This window comes from Curvibacter lanceolatus ATCC 14669 (assembly GCF_000381265.1).
GTDB classification, from domain to species: domain Bacteria; phylum Pseudomonadota; class Gammaproteobacteria; order Burkholderiales; family Burkholderiaceae_C; genus Curvibacter; species Curvibacter lanceolatus.
This window is the reverse complement of the sequence record NZ_KB906254.1, coordinates 1-16,918: the sequence shown is the minus strand read 5'-3', so window position 1 is coordinate 16,918 and position 16,918 is coordinate 1. Positions and strand designations below refer to the sequence as shown.

The following is a 16,918-nucleotide window of genomic DNA, read 5'->3' as shown; positions in this document are numbered from 1 at the left end:
CGGGCTGGGGGCCTCGCCGGCCGTACCGGCAGGCACCTGGGCCCAGGCGGGGGCCATGGCGGCGCCCAAAAGCAACGAAGCGGCCATCACGGCATGCCCGTGGGCACGCGAAAGACCAGAGACACGACGGCGGGCAAACGACTTCACAAACATCCACTTTCAGATCAGGCCGCCAGTGTAGCCGGGGCTCGGCCGGGGCCTGTTACATCGACACACACAGGTAAACGAATTGCTCAGGCCTTGAGCAAATCGAGGTCGGCCGGGCTCAGAAAGCGCCATTGGCCCGGGGCCAGGTCCTCGGGCAGCGCCAGGCCGCCGATGCGCGAACGGTGCAGGCCCTCCACCCGGTTGCCCACGGCGGCCACCATGCGCTTGACCTGGTGGTACTTGCCCTCCAGCAGGGTCAGGCGCAGGTGCAGCGGGCTGGGCGCCTCGCAGGCCGCGGCGCGCACGGGCTTGGGGTCGTCGTCCAGCACCACGCCAGCCAGCAGGCGCTGCACCTGGCTGTCGTCGATCGGGTGCTTGGTCACCACCTCGTACACCTTGGGCACATGCTTCTTGGGCGAACTCATGCGGTGGATGAACTGGCCGTCGTCGCTCAGCAGCAGCAGGCCCGTGGTGTCCTGGTCGAGCCGGCCCACGGCCTGCACGCCCTGCACGGCGCTCTTGCTGGGGCGCTGGCGCAAGGCCGCGGGCAGCAGGGTGTAGATGCTGGGCCAGGCCGAGGGCTTTTGCGAGCACTCGGTGCCGGCCGGCTTGTGCAGCATCACGTAGGCCTTCTCGTGGAAGGCCCAGGGCACGCCCTGAACCTTGAAGCGCAGCCCCTCGGGCTCAAAGTCGCGGGCCGATTCGGTGATCACCACCGCAGTGTCGGAAGACGCCGACTCGAAAACCTCGACCAGGCCTTGTTGAACCAGGCCCGCGCAGACACGGCGCGTGCCGAAGCCTTGTGAAAAAAGAATATCCTGCAGTTGCATGGGCCCGATTGTTCCAGAAGTCATGGCGGCTCCTGACGCAAGGCCCGGCCAGCACGCGGCCCGCAGGCGTTAGGATGGCGCCCGACAGCCGCAGGCAGCCCGCCACCGCCCTGCCCTCCCTGCCCTCACTGCACCACCGTTCAACACCCTGCCCATGCGCATCCTGCTGGTCGAAGACAACCGCCCCCTGTCCGAGTGGCTGGCCCGCACCCTGCAAAAAGACCGCTACGTGATCGAATGCGCCTACGACGGTGCCGACGCCCACGCCCGGCTGCTCAGCGAGCGCTACGACCTGGTGATCCTGGACCTGGAGCTGCCCGGCCTGGCCGGCGACGAGGTGCTGCGCCGCCTGCGGGCGCGTGACAACAACGTGCCGGTGCTGATCCTGAGCGCCCGCGACACCCTGGCCGGCCGCGTGGCCGGGCTGGACAGCGGGGCCGACGACTACATGGGCAAGCCCTTCGAGGTGGCCGAGCTGGAGGCCCGCATCCGCGTGCTGCTGCGCCGCCACGCCAACCACAAGAACCCCGTGCTGCGCTGCGGCGCACTCAGCTACGACAGCAACACGCGACTGTTCAGCCTGGGCGAGGGGCCCGAGGCCGCGCCGCTGTCGCTCACCCCGCGAGAGCACGCCCTGCTCGAAGCGCTGCTGCTCAAACAGGGCCAGACCGTGAGCAAACAGGCCCTGAGCGAGGCCTTGTTCACGCTGGACGACAACGTCTCGCCCGACGCGGTGGAAATCTATGTGCACCGGGTGCGCAAAAAACTGCTGGGCAGCGAAGTGGCCATCATCACCCTGCGCGGCCTGGGCTACCTGCTGAAATCCCAGGCCCCCTGAGGCCGCCGGCGGCAGACTGTTCCCATGGCCTCCACTGAACCACCCCACCGCACCAGCCTGCTGCGCCAGCTGATGGGTTGGCTGCTGCTGCCTCTGGCCCTGCTGGCGGCGCTGGACCTGTGGATCACCTACCGCGATGCGCGCCACACCGCCACCCTGGTGCAGCAGCGCATGCTGCTGGGCGCCGCCCGCATGATCGGGCAGCAGATCGAGATCCAGGACGGCCTGCCCAATGTGGTGCTGCCACCCGCCGCGCTGGAACTGTTTGCCTCGCCCTACGCCGACCGCGTCTACTACCGCATCACCCGCGCCGGTGGCGAGCTGCTGCTGGGCTACCCCGAGCTGCCGCCACCGCCCCAGCCCCCCGCGCCCGACGAAGCCGTGTACTTCGACACCTGGCAGAACCAGCAGGCCGTGCATGCCGTGGCCTTCAGCCAGCCGGTGCTCAGCGCGCCCACCCAGACCACGCTGCTGATCGAGGTGGCCCAGACCCTGGTGGGGCGCGATGCCCTGGCCGGTGAGATCTGGCGCAGCGCGCTGTGGCGCCAGTTGGGCCTGCTGAGCGGCGTGGCGCTGCTGCTGGGGCTGGGGCTGCGCCGGGGCTTGCGGCCGGTGACCGGCTTGCGCGACCAGGTACTGGCGCGCCAGCCGGGCACGCTGGAGCCCCTGCCCTCGCGCCACCTGCCCACCGAGCTGGCCCCGCTGGCCGACGCCATGACCGACTACGCGGCCCGGCTGGACCACCACATGTCGGCCCACAGCCGCTTCATTGCCGATGCCGCCCACCAGCTGCGCACGCCCCTGACGGTGCTGAACACCCAGTTGGTGTTTGCGCTGAGGCAAAGCGACGAGCCCGCCCGCCAGGAGGCCCTGCGCGCCGCCCAGACCACGCTGCAGCACGGCACCCGCCTGGTGCAGCAGCTGCTGAGCTTTTCGGCGGCCGAGGCCAGCCGGGGCCACCCAGACGATATGGGCCCACTCGACCTGGGCCAGACCGCGCGCGAGGTGCTGGAGCACCTGGCCCTGCTGGCCGCCCAGCGCGAGATCGACCTCGGCTTCGAGGCGCAGGGCCGTGATGGGCGCAAGGACGACAGCTTTGAGGTGGCGGGCTCGGCCCGCCTGCTGCACGAGTTGTGCGCCAACCTGATCGACAACGCGCTGCGCTACACCCCGCCGGGCGGCGCCGTCACCCTGCGCCTGCGCCGCACCGCGGGGCAGGTGCTGCTGGAGGTGGAAGACAACGGCCCAGGCATCCCGCCCGCACTGCGCGAGCGCGTGTTCGAGCGCTTCTTCAGGCTGGACAACCAGCAATCCGATGGCTGCGGCCTGGGCCTGGCCATCGTGCGTGAAATCGCCCAGGCCCACGGCGCCAGCGTCCAGCTGGGCGATGGCCCCCAGGGCCAGGGCCTGTGCGTCACGGTGGCATTCCCGGCCTGCACCACCTAGAGAGCCGGGCCCCCACCTGAGGTCAGGGTGCGGCCAGCGGGCCCAGGCTGATGTTGGCCTGCTGAACAAAGGTGTTGGTGAAGGTGCGCCCCAGGTCCAGCCGCCGCTCGCGCTGGGCGCGGTTGACCTGTGCGGCCAGGCGCAGCACCTGCTGCGGCCCGCCCTCGGGCATCAGCCCATCGGCCGAGAACATGGCCCGACTTTCGCTCAAGGCTTTGGTGTAGGTCGCGGCATCGTCTCCCGCCAGGCCCAGTGCCGCAGCCACTTCGGCCGGGCTGCGCTGCTGGATGAAACGCAGCGCCCGCACCAGCGCCGTCACCAGGCGCTGCACCTCGCCGGGGTGGCTGCTCACCCAGGCCGTCTGCATGTACAGCGAGGCAAAAGGGTAGCTCTGGCCCAGGGCCTTCTGGGCCGCCTCGGGGCTGCGCAGGTCTACCAGCAGGCGGGCCTCGCCGCTCTGGATCAGGCTGCTGGCCACGGGCTCGGTGCTCATGCCGGCGTCGATGCGGCCCTGGCGCAAGGCTGCCGCAAAGGCTGTGCCGCTGCCCACCGGCAGCACGGTGTAGTCCTGAGGCTTGAGGCCATGGCGCTGCGCCAGGGCATGGGTGAGCACGTGGGTGGCCGAACTCAGGCCGGTCACGCCCAGGCGTCGCCCCTTCCAGTCGGCCGGGCTGTTGATCACGCCGGCATGCCGGGTGGCCACCAGCTCGACCTCGCCCGGCGACAGCGTGAAAAGGATCACCGACTGCACCGCCTTGCCGCGCGACTGCAGGTCCAGCGTGTGGTGGTAGGCCCCGACCACGCCCTGGGCGCCGCCCACCAGCAGCACGTCTTCGGCATTGGCGCCCGAGGGCTCGGTCAGCAAGTCGACCTCCAGCCCCTGCTCCCGAAAATAGCCCAGGTGGGCGGCCAGGCGCACCGGCAGGTAAATCTGCTTGTCCAGCCCCGCCACGATCAGCGCCACTCGCTCAGCCGAGCGCTCGGCTGCCACGGCCGGTGTCAGCGCAGGCGCCAGCCAGGCGCATCCGAGCAGCACGCACAGCCAGCAACGCAACAGGTTCATCGAGCAGGTCTCCTTGACGGGGGTCTTCGTGCCCCGGTGAAAGCAGGGATTGTGGCGCATATGGTGCAAACCCTGCCCCCACTGAAAGCAGACTGAAAGCCTGGGCACGCTAGAGTCAGGCCACTCTGGTGCCCCGACCCTGTCAGGGGCTCGAACAACGAGACAAACAAAGGAAGACAAGCATGAAACGCCGCACCCTGCTGCAACTCGCTGGCGCCGCCAGCCTGCCCGGCCTGGCCGACTTGGCCCTGGCCGAGGACAAATACCCCAGCAAAGCCATCACCTGGATCTGCCCCTACGCTGCAGGCGGCAACGCCGACATCCGCTCGCGCCAGGTGGCCAAGGCCATGAGCGCCCTGCTGGGCCAGCCCATCATCATTGACAACAAGGCCGGCGCTGGCGGCAACATCGGCACCGAAGCCATCGCCCGCGGCAAGCCCGATGGCTACACCCTCGGCATGGGCAACCTGGCCCCGCCGTCGGTGAACCACGCGCTGTTCAAGAAACTCAATTTCGACCCCTTCAACGACATCACGCCCATCATGCTGATCGAGAAGGGCCCGCTGATCCTGATGGTGCGCAACGATTCGCCCTACAAGACCCTGAAAGACCTGGTGGCGGCCGCCAAGGCCAGCCCGGGCAAGATCATCTACGCCTCGGGCGGCATCGGTGGCTCACACCACCTGAGCGGCTCGCTGTTCGAGCACGCCGTGGGGGTGGACATGATCCACGCGCCCTACAAGAGCGGCTCGGCCGCCGCCACCGACCTCATGGGCGGCCAGGTCGATTTCATGTTCGAGCAGATGTACGCCGCCATGCCCTCGATCAAGGCCGGCAAGATGCGCGCCCTGGGCATCACCAGCAAGACCCGCTCCACGCTGCTGCCCGAACTGCCGACCATGACCGAACAAGGCTTCCCGGCCGTCGAGGTGCTCAACTGGCAAGGCCTGGTGGGCCCCAAGGGCATGCCCGCCGACCTGGTGAAGATGCTCAACGCCGTGGGCAACAAGGCCCTGCAAGACCCCGACCTGAAACAGAAGATCACCAGCCAGGGCAACGACGTGGGCGGCGGCACACCCGAAGCCTTTGCCGCCCTGATCAAGGCCGAGGCCCCGCGCTGGGCCAAGGTGGTGCGCGACGCGAAGATCGAACCCGAATGATCCACGCCGGTTGATCCGGTCTGCTGGATCCCCCAGCCTCACAACGGCCCGCCTTGGCGGGCCGTGTCGTTTCAGGCAAAGCTGAAGGCCGCGCTCAAGTCGCCCGGCGGGCGCTCGCCGCGGGCGCGGAAGGCCGCATCGCGCGCCGCCAGGCCCTCGAGTTGCGGCAGCCCGTGCAGGCGGGTGATGAAGCGCAGGATCGAGGTGGTGTCGTAGAAAGTGTGGTCCACATGGCCCTTCTTGACGTGCGGCGACACCAGCAGCGCCGGCACGCGCGAGCCCGGGCCCCAGCGGTCGCCGGGGGGCGGGGCCACCGGGTCCCACCAGCCGCCGTTTTCGTCAAAGGTGACCACCACCAGCATGTGGGGCCACTGCGGGCTCTTCTTCAGGTGCTCAATCACATTGGCCACGTGCTGGTCGCCCGACTCCACATCCGAATAGCCTGCGTGCAGGTTCAGATTGCCTTGCGGCTTGTAGAAGGTGACCGCGGGCAGCCGCCCGGCCACCACATCGGCCAGAAAGCGGTTGGAGATGGGGCTGTCGCCAGAGCCGCCATCGCGCAGGTGCAGCGCGCGCTCTGCCGTGCCCGGGCCGAACTGCTTGAAGTAGTTGAAGGGCTGGTGGTGGTACTGGAAGTTGGGCCGCTCGCCCCCGCCCTTGTGGTCCAGTGCAGCCTGCCAGGCGCCGCCATACCAGGCCCAGCTCACGCCCTTGCGCGACAGCAGGTCGCCAATGGTGTCGTAGGTCTGGGGCGGCAGGGTGCGGGCGTCAGCGGGGTCGGCCAGGGCTGGGTCACCCCCCGGGGCCGGCTTGATATAGCTGGGCTGGAACGGCGGCGCCATGGTGTTGACGGCGTAGCCGTCGGGGGTGATGGCGCCGTCGTTCACGTACTTGGGCTTGCCGTCCAGGGCCGAGGCCGGGCTGTCGGGCGCCAGCGCCAGGCGGGTGCCGGTGGGGCCGTCTTCGGTCACGGCGATGCGGCTGCGCGCCGCGGTGTTGGCGACGTTGAAATATTCGGGCGTGCGCCCCGACACCAGAAACTGGTGGTTCAGGTACGAGCCGCCAAAGGCCGCCATGAAGAAGCGGTCGCACAAGGTGTACTGCTGGGCCAGCTTCCACAGGCCGAGCTGCTGGCGTGAGGCGCCGTAGTAGCCCATCACCAGCCCGCCCGCATCAGACCAGGCCACGAACTCGTCGTTCTTGCCACCATGGATCTGCATCTGGTTCTGGTAGAAAAGGTGGCACAGGTCGCGCGTGATCACCGACTCGGGCAGGGGCTGGCCCTCGGCATCCTTGAGCACATAGGGGGCGTTGGGCAGGCCGCTGATCTTGCTCTCATCGATCATGTAGGTCTTGCCGCCCAGGCTCTGGCTGCGCGGCACCATGCCGCCCCACACCTTGGGCAGGCTGGACAGGGGCTGGCCATTGCGGTCGCGCTGCACAAAGCGCTCGGGCGGCAGGCTGGACAAGGGCTCCAGCGTGCCGGGGAAATCGGCAAACAGGTTGTTGAAGCTGCGGTTTTCCAGGTAGATGACCACCACATGCTGGATGTGGCGCTGCAACTGCTGCTGCAGCGAACGGGCCGGGGCCGGCTTGGCGCCGGCAGGCGGGCTGGGGCTTTGCGCCTGGCTGGCGGCCAGGCCGCCTGCGGCCGCGGCACCAGCCCCGGCCTGCAACAGGCGCCGCCGCGAGGGGCTGCTGGGTGAATCGGACTCGGGCGCACGGGCGCCGTGGCCCTGTGGCTGATCGGGTGCTTGGCTCATGAAGATCCCCTGATGACGGTGCCCGCCACCGGACGGCGGGCCGGCCGACATTTTGACGCAAGCGCCCAGGGGCTTGCAGGCCCCTGCCCAGCCCGCGCTAAGCCCTCGCTCAGTCGTCGCGCCGCCGGATCGCCCAGGCCCCGGCCAGCACGGTGAAGGTGATCACAATGCCCACGATCACCGCAAAGCCGTGGGGGTGGTCGGCCAGCGGAATGCCCCCCACGTTCATGCCCAGCAAGCCCGCCACCAGGTTGATGGGCAGGGCCAGCACGGTGACCATGGTCAGGGTGAACACGCTGCGGTTGGTCTGCTCGCCCACCTGGGCCTCGATCTCTTCCTGCAGCAGGCGGATGCGCTCTTGCAGCTCGGCCGCGTCGCGGATCACCAGCGAGAACTCTTCGGTGGCCTGGCGCAGCTCCTCCAGGTCTTCGGGGGTGATCCAGGGCGGCGGGCGGCGCAGCAGGCGGAACAAGGCCCCTGGCTCGGGCGCCAGCAGGCGCTGCAGCCGCACCAGCACGCGGCGCAGCTGCCCCAGCTCGGCCCGCTTGCGTTGCAGCCGGCCCAGCAACAGCTGGTCTTCGACATGGTCCACCTGCAGGGTGGCTTGGCGCACGATGCGCAGCAGCACATCGCCCTGGTCGTGCATGAGACGGTTCAAAAACGCCACCGACGAGCCGAACACATGCCCGTCGCGCACCGACTGGCGCAGCACATCGATGGTGCGCAGCGGGTGCAGGCGCGCCGTCACCGCCAGGTGCGGCCCCACATGCACCCACAGGGTCTCGATGTCGGAGGGGTCGAAAGAAAACTCATACGACACATCGTTGACCACCGCCACCAGGGTGTCGTCGGCGTCTTCGATGCGGGTGGAGCGCGAGCCCTCGTGCAGTGCCTCGAAGAACTCGGGCACCACCGGCAGGTGATTGCGGATCCAGGTCTCGGCCGCGGCGTCGCTGAGCTTGAAATGCAGCCACACGAACTCGCCCGGCGCACGCGGGCCGGGCCGGGCCAGCCACTCCAGCGTCTCGTCCAGGCCCAGCTCCTGACCGCGGGCACCGGCCTCGAAGCGGTAGCCGCAGATCAGGCCGTTGCGTGAGGCACTGTGGGGGGGCTTCATGGGCGCCCCATCCGGTCGGGGGCCTGGGCCCGCAGATCCGGTGCCATGGCTCAATACACCTGAGGGACGATCATGTCTTCAGGCACGGGGTTGCGCAGGTAGTCCTCATGGCGCTGGCGCTGCGGCAGTTCGATGGCGGGGTGTGGCACCTCTTGATACGGCATCTGACTCAGCAGGTGGTTGATGCAGTTGAGGCGGGCCTTCTTCTTGTCGTCGGCCTGCACGATCCACCAGGGTGCCTCGGTGATGTGGGTGCGCTCGAGCATGATCTCTTTGGCCTTGGTGTAGTCCTCCCAGCGGCGGCGCGACTCCAGGTCCATGGGGCTGAGCTTCCATTGCTTGAGCGGGTCGTGGATGCGGCCCAGAAAGCGCAGGCGCTGCTCGTCGTCCGAGATCGAGAACCAGTACTTGATCAGCTGGATGCCCGAACGCACCAGCATGCGTTCGAACTCGGGCGCCGAGCGGAAGAACTCTTCGTACTGGTCGTCGTTGCAAAAGCCCATCACGCGCTCGACGCCGGCGCGGTTGTACCAGCTGCGGTCAAACAAGACCATCTCGCCGGCGGCCGGCAGGTGGGCGGCATAGCGCTGAAAGTACCACTGGGTGCGCTCACGGTCGTTGGGGGCCGGCAGGGCCGCCACACGGCACACGCGTGGGTTCAGGCGCTGGGTGATGCGCTTGATCACGCCGCCCTTGCCGGCGGCATCGCGCCCCTCGAACACGATCACCACCTTGTGGCCCGTGGCCACCACCCAGTCTTGCAGCTTGACCAACTCGGCCTGCAGGCGGAACAGCTCACGGAAATACAGCCGGCGCAGTTCGCGGTACTCGCTGGTCTGCACCGACTCGGCGCCGCCGGTGTACTGGTCGATGTCGCGGTCTTCCAGCTCCAGCTCAAGCTCCTCGTCGTAGCTGTCGTGGGCTTCCTGGTGGATGCGGCGGATGAGGTCGTCGTCAGAGATCAAAGCGGGGCCTTATGAAGCAACAAGGGGGAATGGGTACGCCGGCAGAAAACAAAAGCCCCGATAACGTACCCACGCCATGTGTCCGCTTCATGACAAAGCGCCCAAACACCTCAGCCCAGCACCGCGTGCGCCACCTGCATGTAGAACGGCACCCCCAGCAGCACGTTGAGCGGAAAGGTCAAACCCAGCGACAGGCCAAAGTACAGCGCCTGGTTGGCCTCGGGCACGGCATAGCGCAGCACGGCCGGCACGGCGATGTACGAGGCGCTGCCCGCCAGCACCATCAGCAGGCCTGCATCACCGGCCGGCAAACCGGCCAGGCAGGCCAGGCCCAGGCCCATGAAGGCGTGCGTGAACGGCCCCAGCACGGCATACAGCAGCACCCAGGGCGATTGCCCGCGCAGCTGGGGCAACTGGCGCGCCGCGTTCAGGCCCATGTCGAGCATGAAGAAGGCCAGCATGCCCTTGAACAGGTCGCCCGAGAAAGGCTGCATGGCGGCCTTGCCGGCATCGCCCGACACCAGGCCCACCGCCATGGCCCCGAGCAGCAGCAGCTGGGCGCCATCGGTGAACGACTCGTGCAGCAGGTGGCCAATGCGGTTGCCCGGTGCCCTGCCCTGGCCGCCCCAGCCCCCGGCGCTGAGGCTGGCGGTGCCGCCGCCGTTGAACTGCACCGAGCCGGCCGCCTGGCCCTGGCGCACGTGGTTGGCCATCAGCACGGCCAGCACGATGGCCGGCGACTCCATCAAGGCCATGGCGGCGGCCATGTGGCCGCCGTAGGGCAGGCCGTTGCGCTCCAGGTAGGCCACCGCGGTGATGAAGGTGACGGCGCTGACCGAGCCATAGGTGCTGGCCACGGCCAGGGCATCAAAGGGCTTCAGAAAGCGGCGCAGCACCAGGTAGCCCAGGGCCGGCACGGCCAGCGCCAGCAGCACCGCGCAGAACAGGCTGTGCAGCACCTCCGCACTGAAGCCCGAGTGGGCCAGCGCAAAGCCGCCCTTCAGGCCCAGCGCCATCAGCAGGTAGAGCGACAGAAAGCGCGACACCGCGGCCGGGATCTCCAGGTTGGAGCGCACCAGGCCGGCCAACACCCCGAAGACAAAAAACAGAATGGCTGGATCCAACAGGTTTTGCATGAATGACTCCTCAATGCGCCGATGTTAGGAAGCCCAACCCATTAAGTAAAATCAGTTTTAAGTCCATAAACCATCGAGAAAACTCTATGCATGTGAGCTTCAGGCAGCTTCAATTGTTTCTGGCCCTGGCCGATCAGGGCAGCATCAGCGCCGCCGCCCGGGCCTGCCATGTGACCCAGCCCACGGTGTCGATGCAGCTCAAGGAGCTCAGCGAAACCCTGGGCCTGCCCTTGTACGAGCAGGCGGGCAAACGCCTGTTTCTGACCCAGGCCGGCGAAGAGCTGGCCCGCAGCGCGCGCAACATGGTGGACGAGTGGAGCGGCCTGACCCAGCGCATCGACGCCATGAAAGGCCTGCAGCGCGGGCGCCTGCGCGTGTCGGTGGTGAGCACCGCCAAGTACTTTGTGCCGCGCATGCTGGGCGCCTTCTGCCAGCGCCACCCCGACATCGACATTGCCCTGCAGGTGCTGAACCGCGACGGCGTGCTGCAACGCCTGCGCGACAACCTGGACGACCTGTGCATTATGTCGATGCCGCCCACCGACTTGGACATCGAGCAGCAGGTGTTCATGCCCAACCCGCTGGTGGTGATTGCCCCGGCCGCGCACCGGCTGGCAGGGGTCAAGAACATTGAGCTGAGCGAGCTGGCGAACGAGCGCTTCATCTTGCGCGAGCGCGGCTCGGGCACCCGGCTGGCGGGCGACGCCCACCTGAGCCAGCTGGGCTTTCAGCCCCAGGTGCGGCTGGAGCTGGGCAGCAACGAGGCCATCATGCAGGCGGTGGCCGGCGGGCTGGGCCTGGCCCTGGTGTCGGAGCACGCGCTGGGTGAGCACCGGGTGGACGAGGCCCTGACCGTGCTCGACGTGAAGGGCTTCCCCATGCACGCGCACTGGTACATGGTGTACCTGAAGGGCAAGCGGCTGTCACCGCTGGCGGCGGCATTCCACAGCTACCTGGGGGCCCAGGCCGCCCAGGCTGCGGCGCAATTGGCATCGCAGGCCGGTGCCTGGCTGGGCGGTGGAACCGAAAGCGAGATTTCGTCGCCTTCTTGACGCTTTGGGCTGGCGGGTGTCACGCAAGGCTGGTAATTTGAGACCGATAGCCGTTCAATTAACATCTTTAACCGCCTGTACCTCTGATGACCTTGAAACACATTCCCGATCCGACCGACACCCGCAGCCAGCGCATGGTTTACGCGCTCAAGCAATTGCTGCAGTTCAAGCCGGCCCAAGAACGCGAAATGGCCATCCATGTGCTGAGCGGCGTGGTCGTGACCCCGCTGGACGACCCTCACCGCCAAGGCCACGGCCTGCTGAACCTGACCTTTCCGGGCGGGCGCAGCGAAGCCGTGATGGGTGACGCCTACCTGAAGCTGCAGATGATCGAGCACTGCCGGCTTGAACGCGACGGGCTGGAGGGCGAAGGCCCGGTGGCCGCCCGCGTGCAAGAGCTGGCCCAGAAGCTCACCCAGATCTACGAACTGGGCTGAACACCCCGGGCTGGGCCGGCCCAGCCCGCCCCGACCGAACCCGCAAGGAACCCACCCATGACCCAGCCGCTGACGACCGATGAGATGCTCAAGATGCCCAACACCTTGCTGTACGACCCAGTGGGTGAGGTGGGTGCCGCCTACGACGGCCTGCACCGCCTGATCACCGAGAAAGCCAGCCCCGAGCTGGTGCACTACGCCCTCAATGACGGCTACCAGGACGCCCCCTGGGACCCTGCCAAGCACGACCCGAATGGCGACTGGAACCCCCTGCCCTCGTGGCTGCAGGGCGAGGTGCTGCACCGCTGCGTGCTGTACTGGATCAAGAGCGGCGACGAAAGCGACGAAGACCTGCTGCGAATCCCCGCAGCGTGAGGCCCTGGCTGAGCCCGCGAGCCGGGCCAGCCCCTCACCTCATCAAGCCATCAGCCCATCACCCCGCTCAGGGCTTGCCGACCGCCACCGGGGCCATGGTGACCCGGGGCATGACCTTGAAATCTTCCAGCGCCGTGACCGTGAACGCCACCCGGCCGTTGTCCCAACCCCGGTTGGGCGTGAAGCCCACGCGGGTGACGCGGCCCAGGTTGCCGATCACCTTGGGCGGCACATCCACCAGGCGGTCGTAATCCACAAAGGCGTAGGCGCGCCAGGTCATGCCGGCCTTGGGCAGGGGCTCATTCGACAGGTTTTCGGCCACCCAGGCGTCTTGCACCCAGCATTGGGGGCCTGGGCGGATGGGGTCGATGATCTCGGTCACCACCTGCATCTCGTCGCGTTTTTCACGCTCTTCCTTGAGGGTGCGGGCCGTGGTGAAGCGAATCACGCCATCGAGCACCAGCGTGCCGCGCGCATCGGGCCCAACCGGCGTATTGGCATCGCGGCACAGGCGCACCTGGCCCGACTCGCCCCGCGCCTGCACGCCACCGGCCGCCAACAGTGCCGACGCACACACCACAGCCATCAGAAACTTCATGTGAACCCCTCTGCGGCCTGGGCTTGGCCCCTTTTCAACAAGGGCCCCGCCCGGCACATCGATTATTTGTAACTGGGGGGCATTTCATCACAAATACCCCGCACAGAGCCATCGACGAACAGCCCAGGCCGGACTTGTTGCACATTGCCGGGCCCCTAATTTGGAGCCCAACAGCCCCATCAGGCCCCCTCAGGCCCCGGCCTGGCGCAAACGCGCCGGCGACAGCATGGCCGCCGTCAAGCCAAAGCCAGCCAGCCGATCGGGCAGCGGCAGGCCCCGCGCCAGCGCCGCACAGGCCTCGCCCATGGCGGCCGAGGTTTGAATGCCATAGCCCCCCTGCGCCGCCACCCAGAAAAACCCCGGCAGCTGCGCATCAAAGCCGCCCACCAGATCGCCATCGGCCACAAACGAGCGCAGGCCGGCCCAGGTGCGCGCCGGGCGGCGGATGCTCAGCGTGGTGGCCTCTTCAATGCGGTACAGGGCCAGGGCGATGTCCATCTCTTCGGGCTGCACATCCTGCGGCGGCACCGGGTCGGCATTGGCCGGCGAACCCAGCAACATGCCCGCATCGGGCTTGATGTACCAGTCTTCACCAGCACCGATCACCGCCGGCCAGGCCGCCACGCTCAGGCCTGCGGGCGGCGCAAAGGTGAAGGCCGAACGCCGGCGCGGCTCCAGCCCCAGGGGCTGCGCCCCTGCCAGGGCGCCCAGCACATCGGCCCAGGCGCCCGCGGCATTGAGCACCACCGGTGCCTGATAGACCACGCCACTGGCGCGCACCTGCCAGGCCGAACCCACACGCTGCAACTGATCCACCTCGGCGTTACACACCAGTTGGCCGCCCGCCTGCCGCATGCTGCGCAGGTAGCCCTGGTGAATGGCATGCACATCCATGTCGGCGGCATCGGGCTCGTACACCGCGCCCACCACCTGATCGGGCCGCAGCGCGGGCACCATGGCGCAGGCCTGCTCGGGGCTGAGCTGGCGCGCATTGGGCGCCATGGCCTGCAGCACCGCCCAATGCGCCGCCAACTCGGCCTCTTGGCCCGGGGCCGCCACAAACAGCACGCCGCGCGGGCTCAGCAAGGGGTGCTCGCCAAACGCGGCCGGCGGCTGCTCAAAAAACGCCCGGCTGGCCAAGGTGAGCGCCCGCACCTGCGGCGTGCCATAGCTCTCCATGAACAGGGCCGCCGAGCGACCGGTGGAGTGGTAGCCGGGCTGGTCTTCGCGCTCCAGCACGATCACCTTGCCATGCGGCGCCAGCCAATGCGCCACCGAGGCGCCCGCAATACCGGCCCCCAGCACCAGAAAATCGGCCTGCACAGGGGAGGAAGGGCTTGAAGACGATGAAGAAGTGGGTGATGTCATGGCGCCCAGTCTAGGCAAAAATTTGCATATACGCAAATTTTCAAGCAAAAAAGTCAGGCACGCGGCCACCCGCCCACCCCGCGCCCAACCCGCGTAAACCCCACGCAAGCGGCCTGCCACTGGCAAAATCACCGCACAAGCCCTGCCCCACATCCCCTGCCCCACCCACCCCACCATGCCCGCCCCCTCGCAACAAAACGCCCTGGACCGGGACACCTTTGGCCAACGCCTGCGCCAGGCGCGCAAGCAAAAGGGCTGGACGCTGGCCCAGGTGGCAGAGCGATCGGGCGTGTCGATCACCACCATCTCCCGCGCCGAGCGCGGCCAACTGGCCCTGGGCTACGACAACTTTGCCGCCCTGGGCCAGGCCTTGCAGATGGACATGGGCTCGATGTTTGCCAAGGCCGACGACGCCACAGCCCCCCAGCAGCCAGCCCCCAGCCCCCTGCAACAAGGCCCCGTGCTCACCCGCGCCGGCCAGGGCGTGGTCTACCAGGGCCCCGCCTTTGCCTACGAGTTTCTGGGCACCCAGGCCGTGGGCAAAAAGATGATCCCCACCCTGGGCACCGTGCACGCCCGCCGCATCACCGGCCCACAAGACTTTGCCCGCCACCCCGGCGAAGAGTTTGTGTACGTGCTCTCAGGCGCCATCGAAGTGCACTTTGAAGACGGCCAATGCCTGCCCCTGAGCCGCGGCGACTCGCTGTACTTTGACAGCCGACTTGGGCACGCCTACGTCAGCGTGAGCCGACAACTGGCCAAGGTGATCGGGGTGGTGACGGATGAGAGTGGGTTGATGAGAGAGGCGCGGGGGGAGTGAGGGCGGGCCTGGCTGGCTTGCGCGGCCAGATGTCCATTCGATCATTCGGGCGCACGCTCTGTGTCGTCTGGTGCCTGGGCTGGGCAAGATCGGCGAAAACCAGGCGTGAAGCACGTACGGGCTTACGGGTGTCTATCACCGCGAGAGCAGTTCAACGTAGGCCTGATAGCTGTAAATCCGGTTTTTCTTCTGCCCAGTCATTTCCATCACGATGCCCAGCTCTTCCAGCACCTTGACCGCTGCCGTTGCGGTGGGGAAGCTGGTGTCAAGTTGCTGGCGAACGCGTTCGATGGTGAAGCGCGGCATCATCGGCAGCATTTCGAACAGCCGATAGCTCGCCGGGCCGGCCTTGGTGGATTGCAACAAGCGTCTGCGATCACTGGCCACGAGGCTGGCCACTTCAATGAAGCTTTTTTCGGCATCGCCCGCAGAGATAGCCACGCCTTCCAGAAAGAACCGGATCCAAGACTCCCAATCTCCCTCCGTGCGGATGGCAGACAAGCGACGGTAGTACTCAGCCTGGTGCTGCTTGAGGTAGCCACTGAGGTACATCAAGGGCTCGGACAACAGCCCCCAGTGCTCAAACAGGGCGGCGATCAGCAGCCGGCCAATGCGTCCGTTGCCGTCGAGAAATGGATGGATGGTTTCAAACTGCGCGTGGATCAGAGCCGCCTTGACCATCGGCGGCAAATCCGTCGCGGTGTCATGAATGAACCTTTCCATGTCGGCCAACAGCATGGGAACCTGCTCCGGCGGAGAGGGTACGAAAATCGCATTACCGGGCCGTGTGCCACCGATCCAGTTTTGTGACCGACGCAGCTCGCCCGGTTGCTTGCCTGCGCCGCGAGCACCGTCAAGCAGGCGACGGTGTGCCTCGCACAACAGCCGCACGCTGATGGGCAGCCCTTTGGGATCGCGGAGCTGCTCCTGAGTCCAACGAAAAGCACGAAGGTAGTTGGTCACCTCCTCCACGTCGTCGGTATTGTTGACTTTGAAGCCCGCTTCTTCATCGAACAGATCTGTCAGCGTGGCTTGTGTGCCCTCGATCTGCGACGTGAGAAGTGCCTCCTTGCGGATGGCGCTGTACAACAGCCAGTCAACCGAAGGCACCAAGCCAGACACACCCGCTAAACGTGCGAGCGCCAGCTCGACTTGCCGGTTGAGGTCGGCAAATACCTCGGGCGCCAGGCCTGGATCAGACGGTGGCAAGGCATGGGGCACGAATGCGCGCACTGACTCGCCCAATGTCGTGGAAATCGAATAAGCCCCGGTGAGGCGTTTCATTGAAAGCAGCCTTGAGTAGAGTACCGCCTTATTAAAGTATTCTTTAATTTAACTTGCAACAATTAAAGCCAGCTTTCATTGGCTCAAGGCACATCGCTTCACACTGCGCAAGCTCAATCCCTGGGTCAGATGGCTTGCCGAAACGTCAGATGCGGTCAAAAGGCGCGGTGACTTACTTTACTTCGACAGCCGCCTGGGCCACGCCTACCTACACCAGCGTGAGCCGGCAACTGGCCAAGGTGAATCGCCCCGGTTTTCAAGGAGGCTGTTTGGTTTAAGTCAGACCGCCACCGCGGTGGACTGACTGGCGAGTTGCCGATAGTAGTTTGCCTCGGCTTCTGCGGGCGGGATGTACCCGATGGGTTCGAGCAGGCGATGGTGGTTGAACCAGGACACCCATTCGAGCGTCGCGAACTCCACAGCCTCCTTCGTCTTCCAAGGCGCTCGGCGATGGATGAGCTCGGCCTTGTAGAGACCGTTGATGGTCTCGGCCAGGGCGTTGTCATAGCTGTCGCCCTT

General features: G+C 67.0%; 17 protein-coding genes. 7 read left to right on the top strand and 10 right to left on the bottom strand.

All coding sequences use genetic code 11. The annotated features are described in order from the left end of the window. Window positions 1–233: 233 nt before the first annotated feature. Entirely contained in the window at window positions 234–977 is a 744-nt protein-coding gene (locus tag F624_RS0104340; RefSeq protein WP_019573043.1) for a 16S rRNA pseudouridine(516) synthase, read from the bottom strand. A 154-nt stretch (window positions 978–1,131) separates the two neighbouring features. Here F624_RS0104340 and F624_RS0104335 point away from each other — a divergent pair, with 154 nt between their 5' ends. Both F624_RS0104335 and F624_RS0104330 read left to right on the top strand, forming a co-directional pair. After that, window positions 1,132–1,815, top strand: a complete 684-nt coding sequence (locus F624_RS0104335) for a response regulator (RefSeq protein ID WP_019573042.1) — start codon at window positions 1,132–1,134, stop codon at window positions 1,813–1,815. 24 nt (window positions 1,816–1,839) lie between these two features. Then, window positions 1,840–3,261: a sensor histidine kinase gene (locus F624_RS0104330; protein ID WP_019573041.1), complete on the top strand. Its 1,422-nt coding sequence runs from the start codon at window positions 1,840–1,842 to the stop codon at window positions 3,259–3,261. A 22-nt stretch (window positions 3,262–3,283) separates the two neighbouring features. On the opposite strand, the gene F624_RS0104325 is transcribed toward F624_RS0104330, so the two are convergent. Beyond that, window positions 3,284–4,324 carry an ABC transporter substrate-binding protein gene (locus F624_RS0104325; protein ID WP_043425549.1) on the bottom strand — a complete coding sequence of 347 codons (1,041 nt, stop codon included), beginning with the start codon at window positions 4,322–4,324 and terminating at the stop codon, window positions 3,284–3,286. A 182-nt stretch (window positions 4,325–4,506) separates the two neighbouring features. On the opposite strand from F624_RS0104325, the gene F624_RS0104320 reads away from it, so the two are divergent. Continuing rightward, window positions 4,507–5,484 (top strand): Bug family tripartite tricarboxylate transporter substrate binding protein, encoded by a 978-nt coding sequence (locus tag F624_RS0104320; RefSeq protein WP_019573039.1) that lies wholly within the window; start codon window positions 4,507–4,509, stop codon window positions 5,482–5,484. 71 nt (window positions 5,485–5,555) lie between these two features. On the opposite strand, the gene F624_RS0104315 is transcribed toward F624_RS0104320, so the two are convergent. The 4 genes from F624_RS0104315 to F624_RS0104300 all read right to left on the bottom strand — a co-directional run bounded on the left by F624_RS0104315 (window position 5,556) and on the right by F624_RS0104300 (window position 10,465). Next, window positions 5,556–7,247 (bottom strand): acid phosphatase, encoded by a 1,692-nt coding sequence (locus tag F624_RS0104315; RefSeq protein ID WP_019573038.1) that lies wholly within the window; start codon window positions 7,245–7,247, stop codon window positions 5,556–5,558. 109 nt (window positions 7,248–7,356) lie between these two features. Beyond that, window positions 7,357–8,364 carry a transporter gene (locus F624_RS0104310; RefSeq protein ID WP_019573037.1) on the bottom strand — a complete coding sequence of 336 codons (1,008 nt, stop codon included), beginning with the start codon at window positions 8,362–8,364 and terminating at the stop codon, window positions 7,357–7,359. 50 nt (window positions 8,365–8,414) lie between these two features. Beyond that, a complete protein-coding gene (gene ppk2, locus F624_RS0104305) occupies window positions 8,415–9,326 on the bottom strand; it encodes a polyphosphate kinase 2 (RefSeq protein ID WP_031254055.1) in 912 nt (303 codons plus the stop codon). Between the two features lie 113 nt (window positions 9,327–9,439). Further along, window positions 9,440–10,465, bottom strand: coding sequence for a sodium-dependent bicarbonate transport family permease (locus tag F624_RS0104300; protein WP_019573035.1), 1,026 nt, complete (start codon window positions 10,463–10,465; stop codon window positions 9,440–9,442). Between the two features lie 86 nt (window positions 10,466–10,551). Here F624_RS0104300 and F624_RS0104295 point away from each other — a divergent pair, with 86 nt between their 5' ends. From F624_RS0104295 to F624_RS0104285, 3 genes are all read left to right on the top strand, one after another. Continuing rightward, window positions 10,552–11,517, top strand: a complete 966-nt coding sequence (locus F624_RS0104295; RefSeq protein ID WP_019573034.1) for a LysR family transcriptional regulator — start codon at window positions 10,552–10,554, stop codon at window positions 11,515–11,517. A gap of 86 nt (window positions 11,518–11,603) precedes the next feature. Then, window positions 11,604–11,954 (top strand): hypothetical protein, encoded by a 351-nt coding sequence (locus F624_RS0104290; protein ID WP_019573033.1) that lies wholly within the window; start codon window positions 11,604–11,606, stop codon window positions 11,952–11,954. Window positions 11,955–12,011: 57 nt separating this feature from the next. Next, window positions 12,012–12,329 (top strand): hypothetical protein, encoded by a 318-nt coding sequence (locus tag F624_RS0104285; RefSeq protein WP_019573032.1) that lies wholly within the window; start codon window positions 12,012–12,014, stop codon window positions 12,327–12,329. A 67-nt stretch (window positions 12,330–12,396) separates the two neighbouring features. Here the strand turns inward: F624_RS0104285 and F624_RS0104280 are convergent, their stop codons facing one another. Together F624_RS0104280 and F624_RS0104275 are read right to left on the bottom strand one after the other, a co-directional pair. After that, complete coding sequence (locus tag F624_RS0104280; protein WP_019573031.1) at window positions 12,397–12,927, bottom strand: hypothetical protein; 531 nt, start codon at window positions 12,925–12,927, stop codon at window positions 12,397–12,399. Window positions 12,928–13,116: 189 nt separating this feature from the next. Continuing rightward, window positions 13,117–14,295, bottom strand: a complete 1,179-nt coding sequence (locus tag F624_RS0104275; protein WP_031254054.1) for an NAD(P)/FAD-dependent oxidoreductase — start codon at window positions 14,293–14,295, stop codon at window positions 13,117–13,119. Window positions 14,296–14,470: 175 nt separating this feature from the next. Here F624_RS0104275 and F624_RS0104270 point away from each other — a divergent pair, with 175 nt between their 5' ends. Then, on the top strand, window positions 14,471–15,115 hold the full coding sequence (locus tag F624_RS0104270; RefSeq protein ID WP_019573029.1) for a helix-turn-helix domain-containing protein: 645 nt from the start codon (window positions 14,471–14,473) through the stop codon (window positions 15,113–15,115). Window positions 15,116–15,250: 135 nt separating this feature from the next. Here the strand turns inward: F624_RS0104270 and F624_RS0104265 are convergent, their stop codons facing one another. After that, window positions 15,251–16,399, bottom strand: coding sequence for a Fic family protein (locus F624_RS0104265; protein WP_031254053.1), 1,149 nt, complete (start codon window positions 16,397–16,399; stop codon window positions 15,251–15,253). Between the two features lie 279 nt (window positions 16,400–16,678). Next, window positions 16,679–16,918, bottom strand: a 240-nt coding sequence (locus tag F624_RS0104260) for an integrase core domain-containing protein (protein WP_031254052.1), incomplete at its 5' end; no start/stop codon positions are given.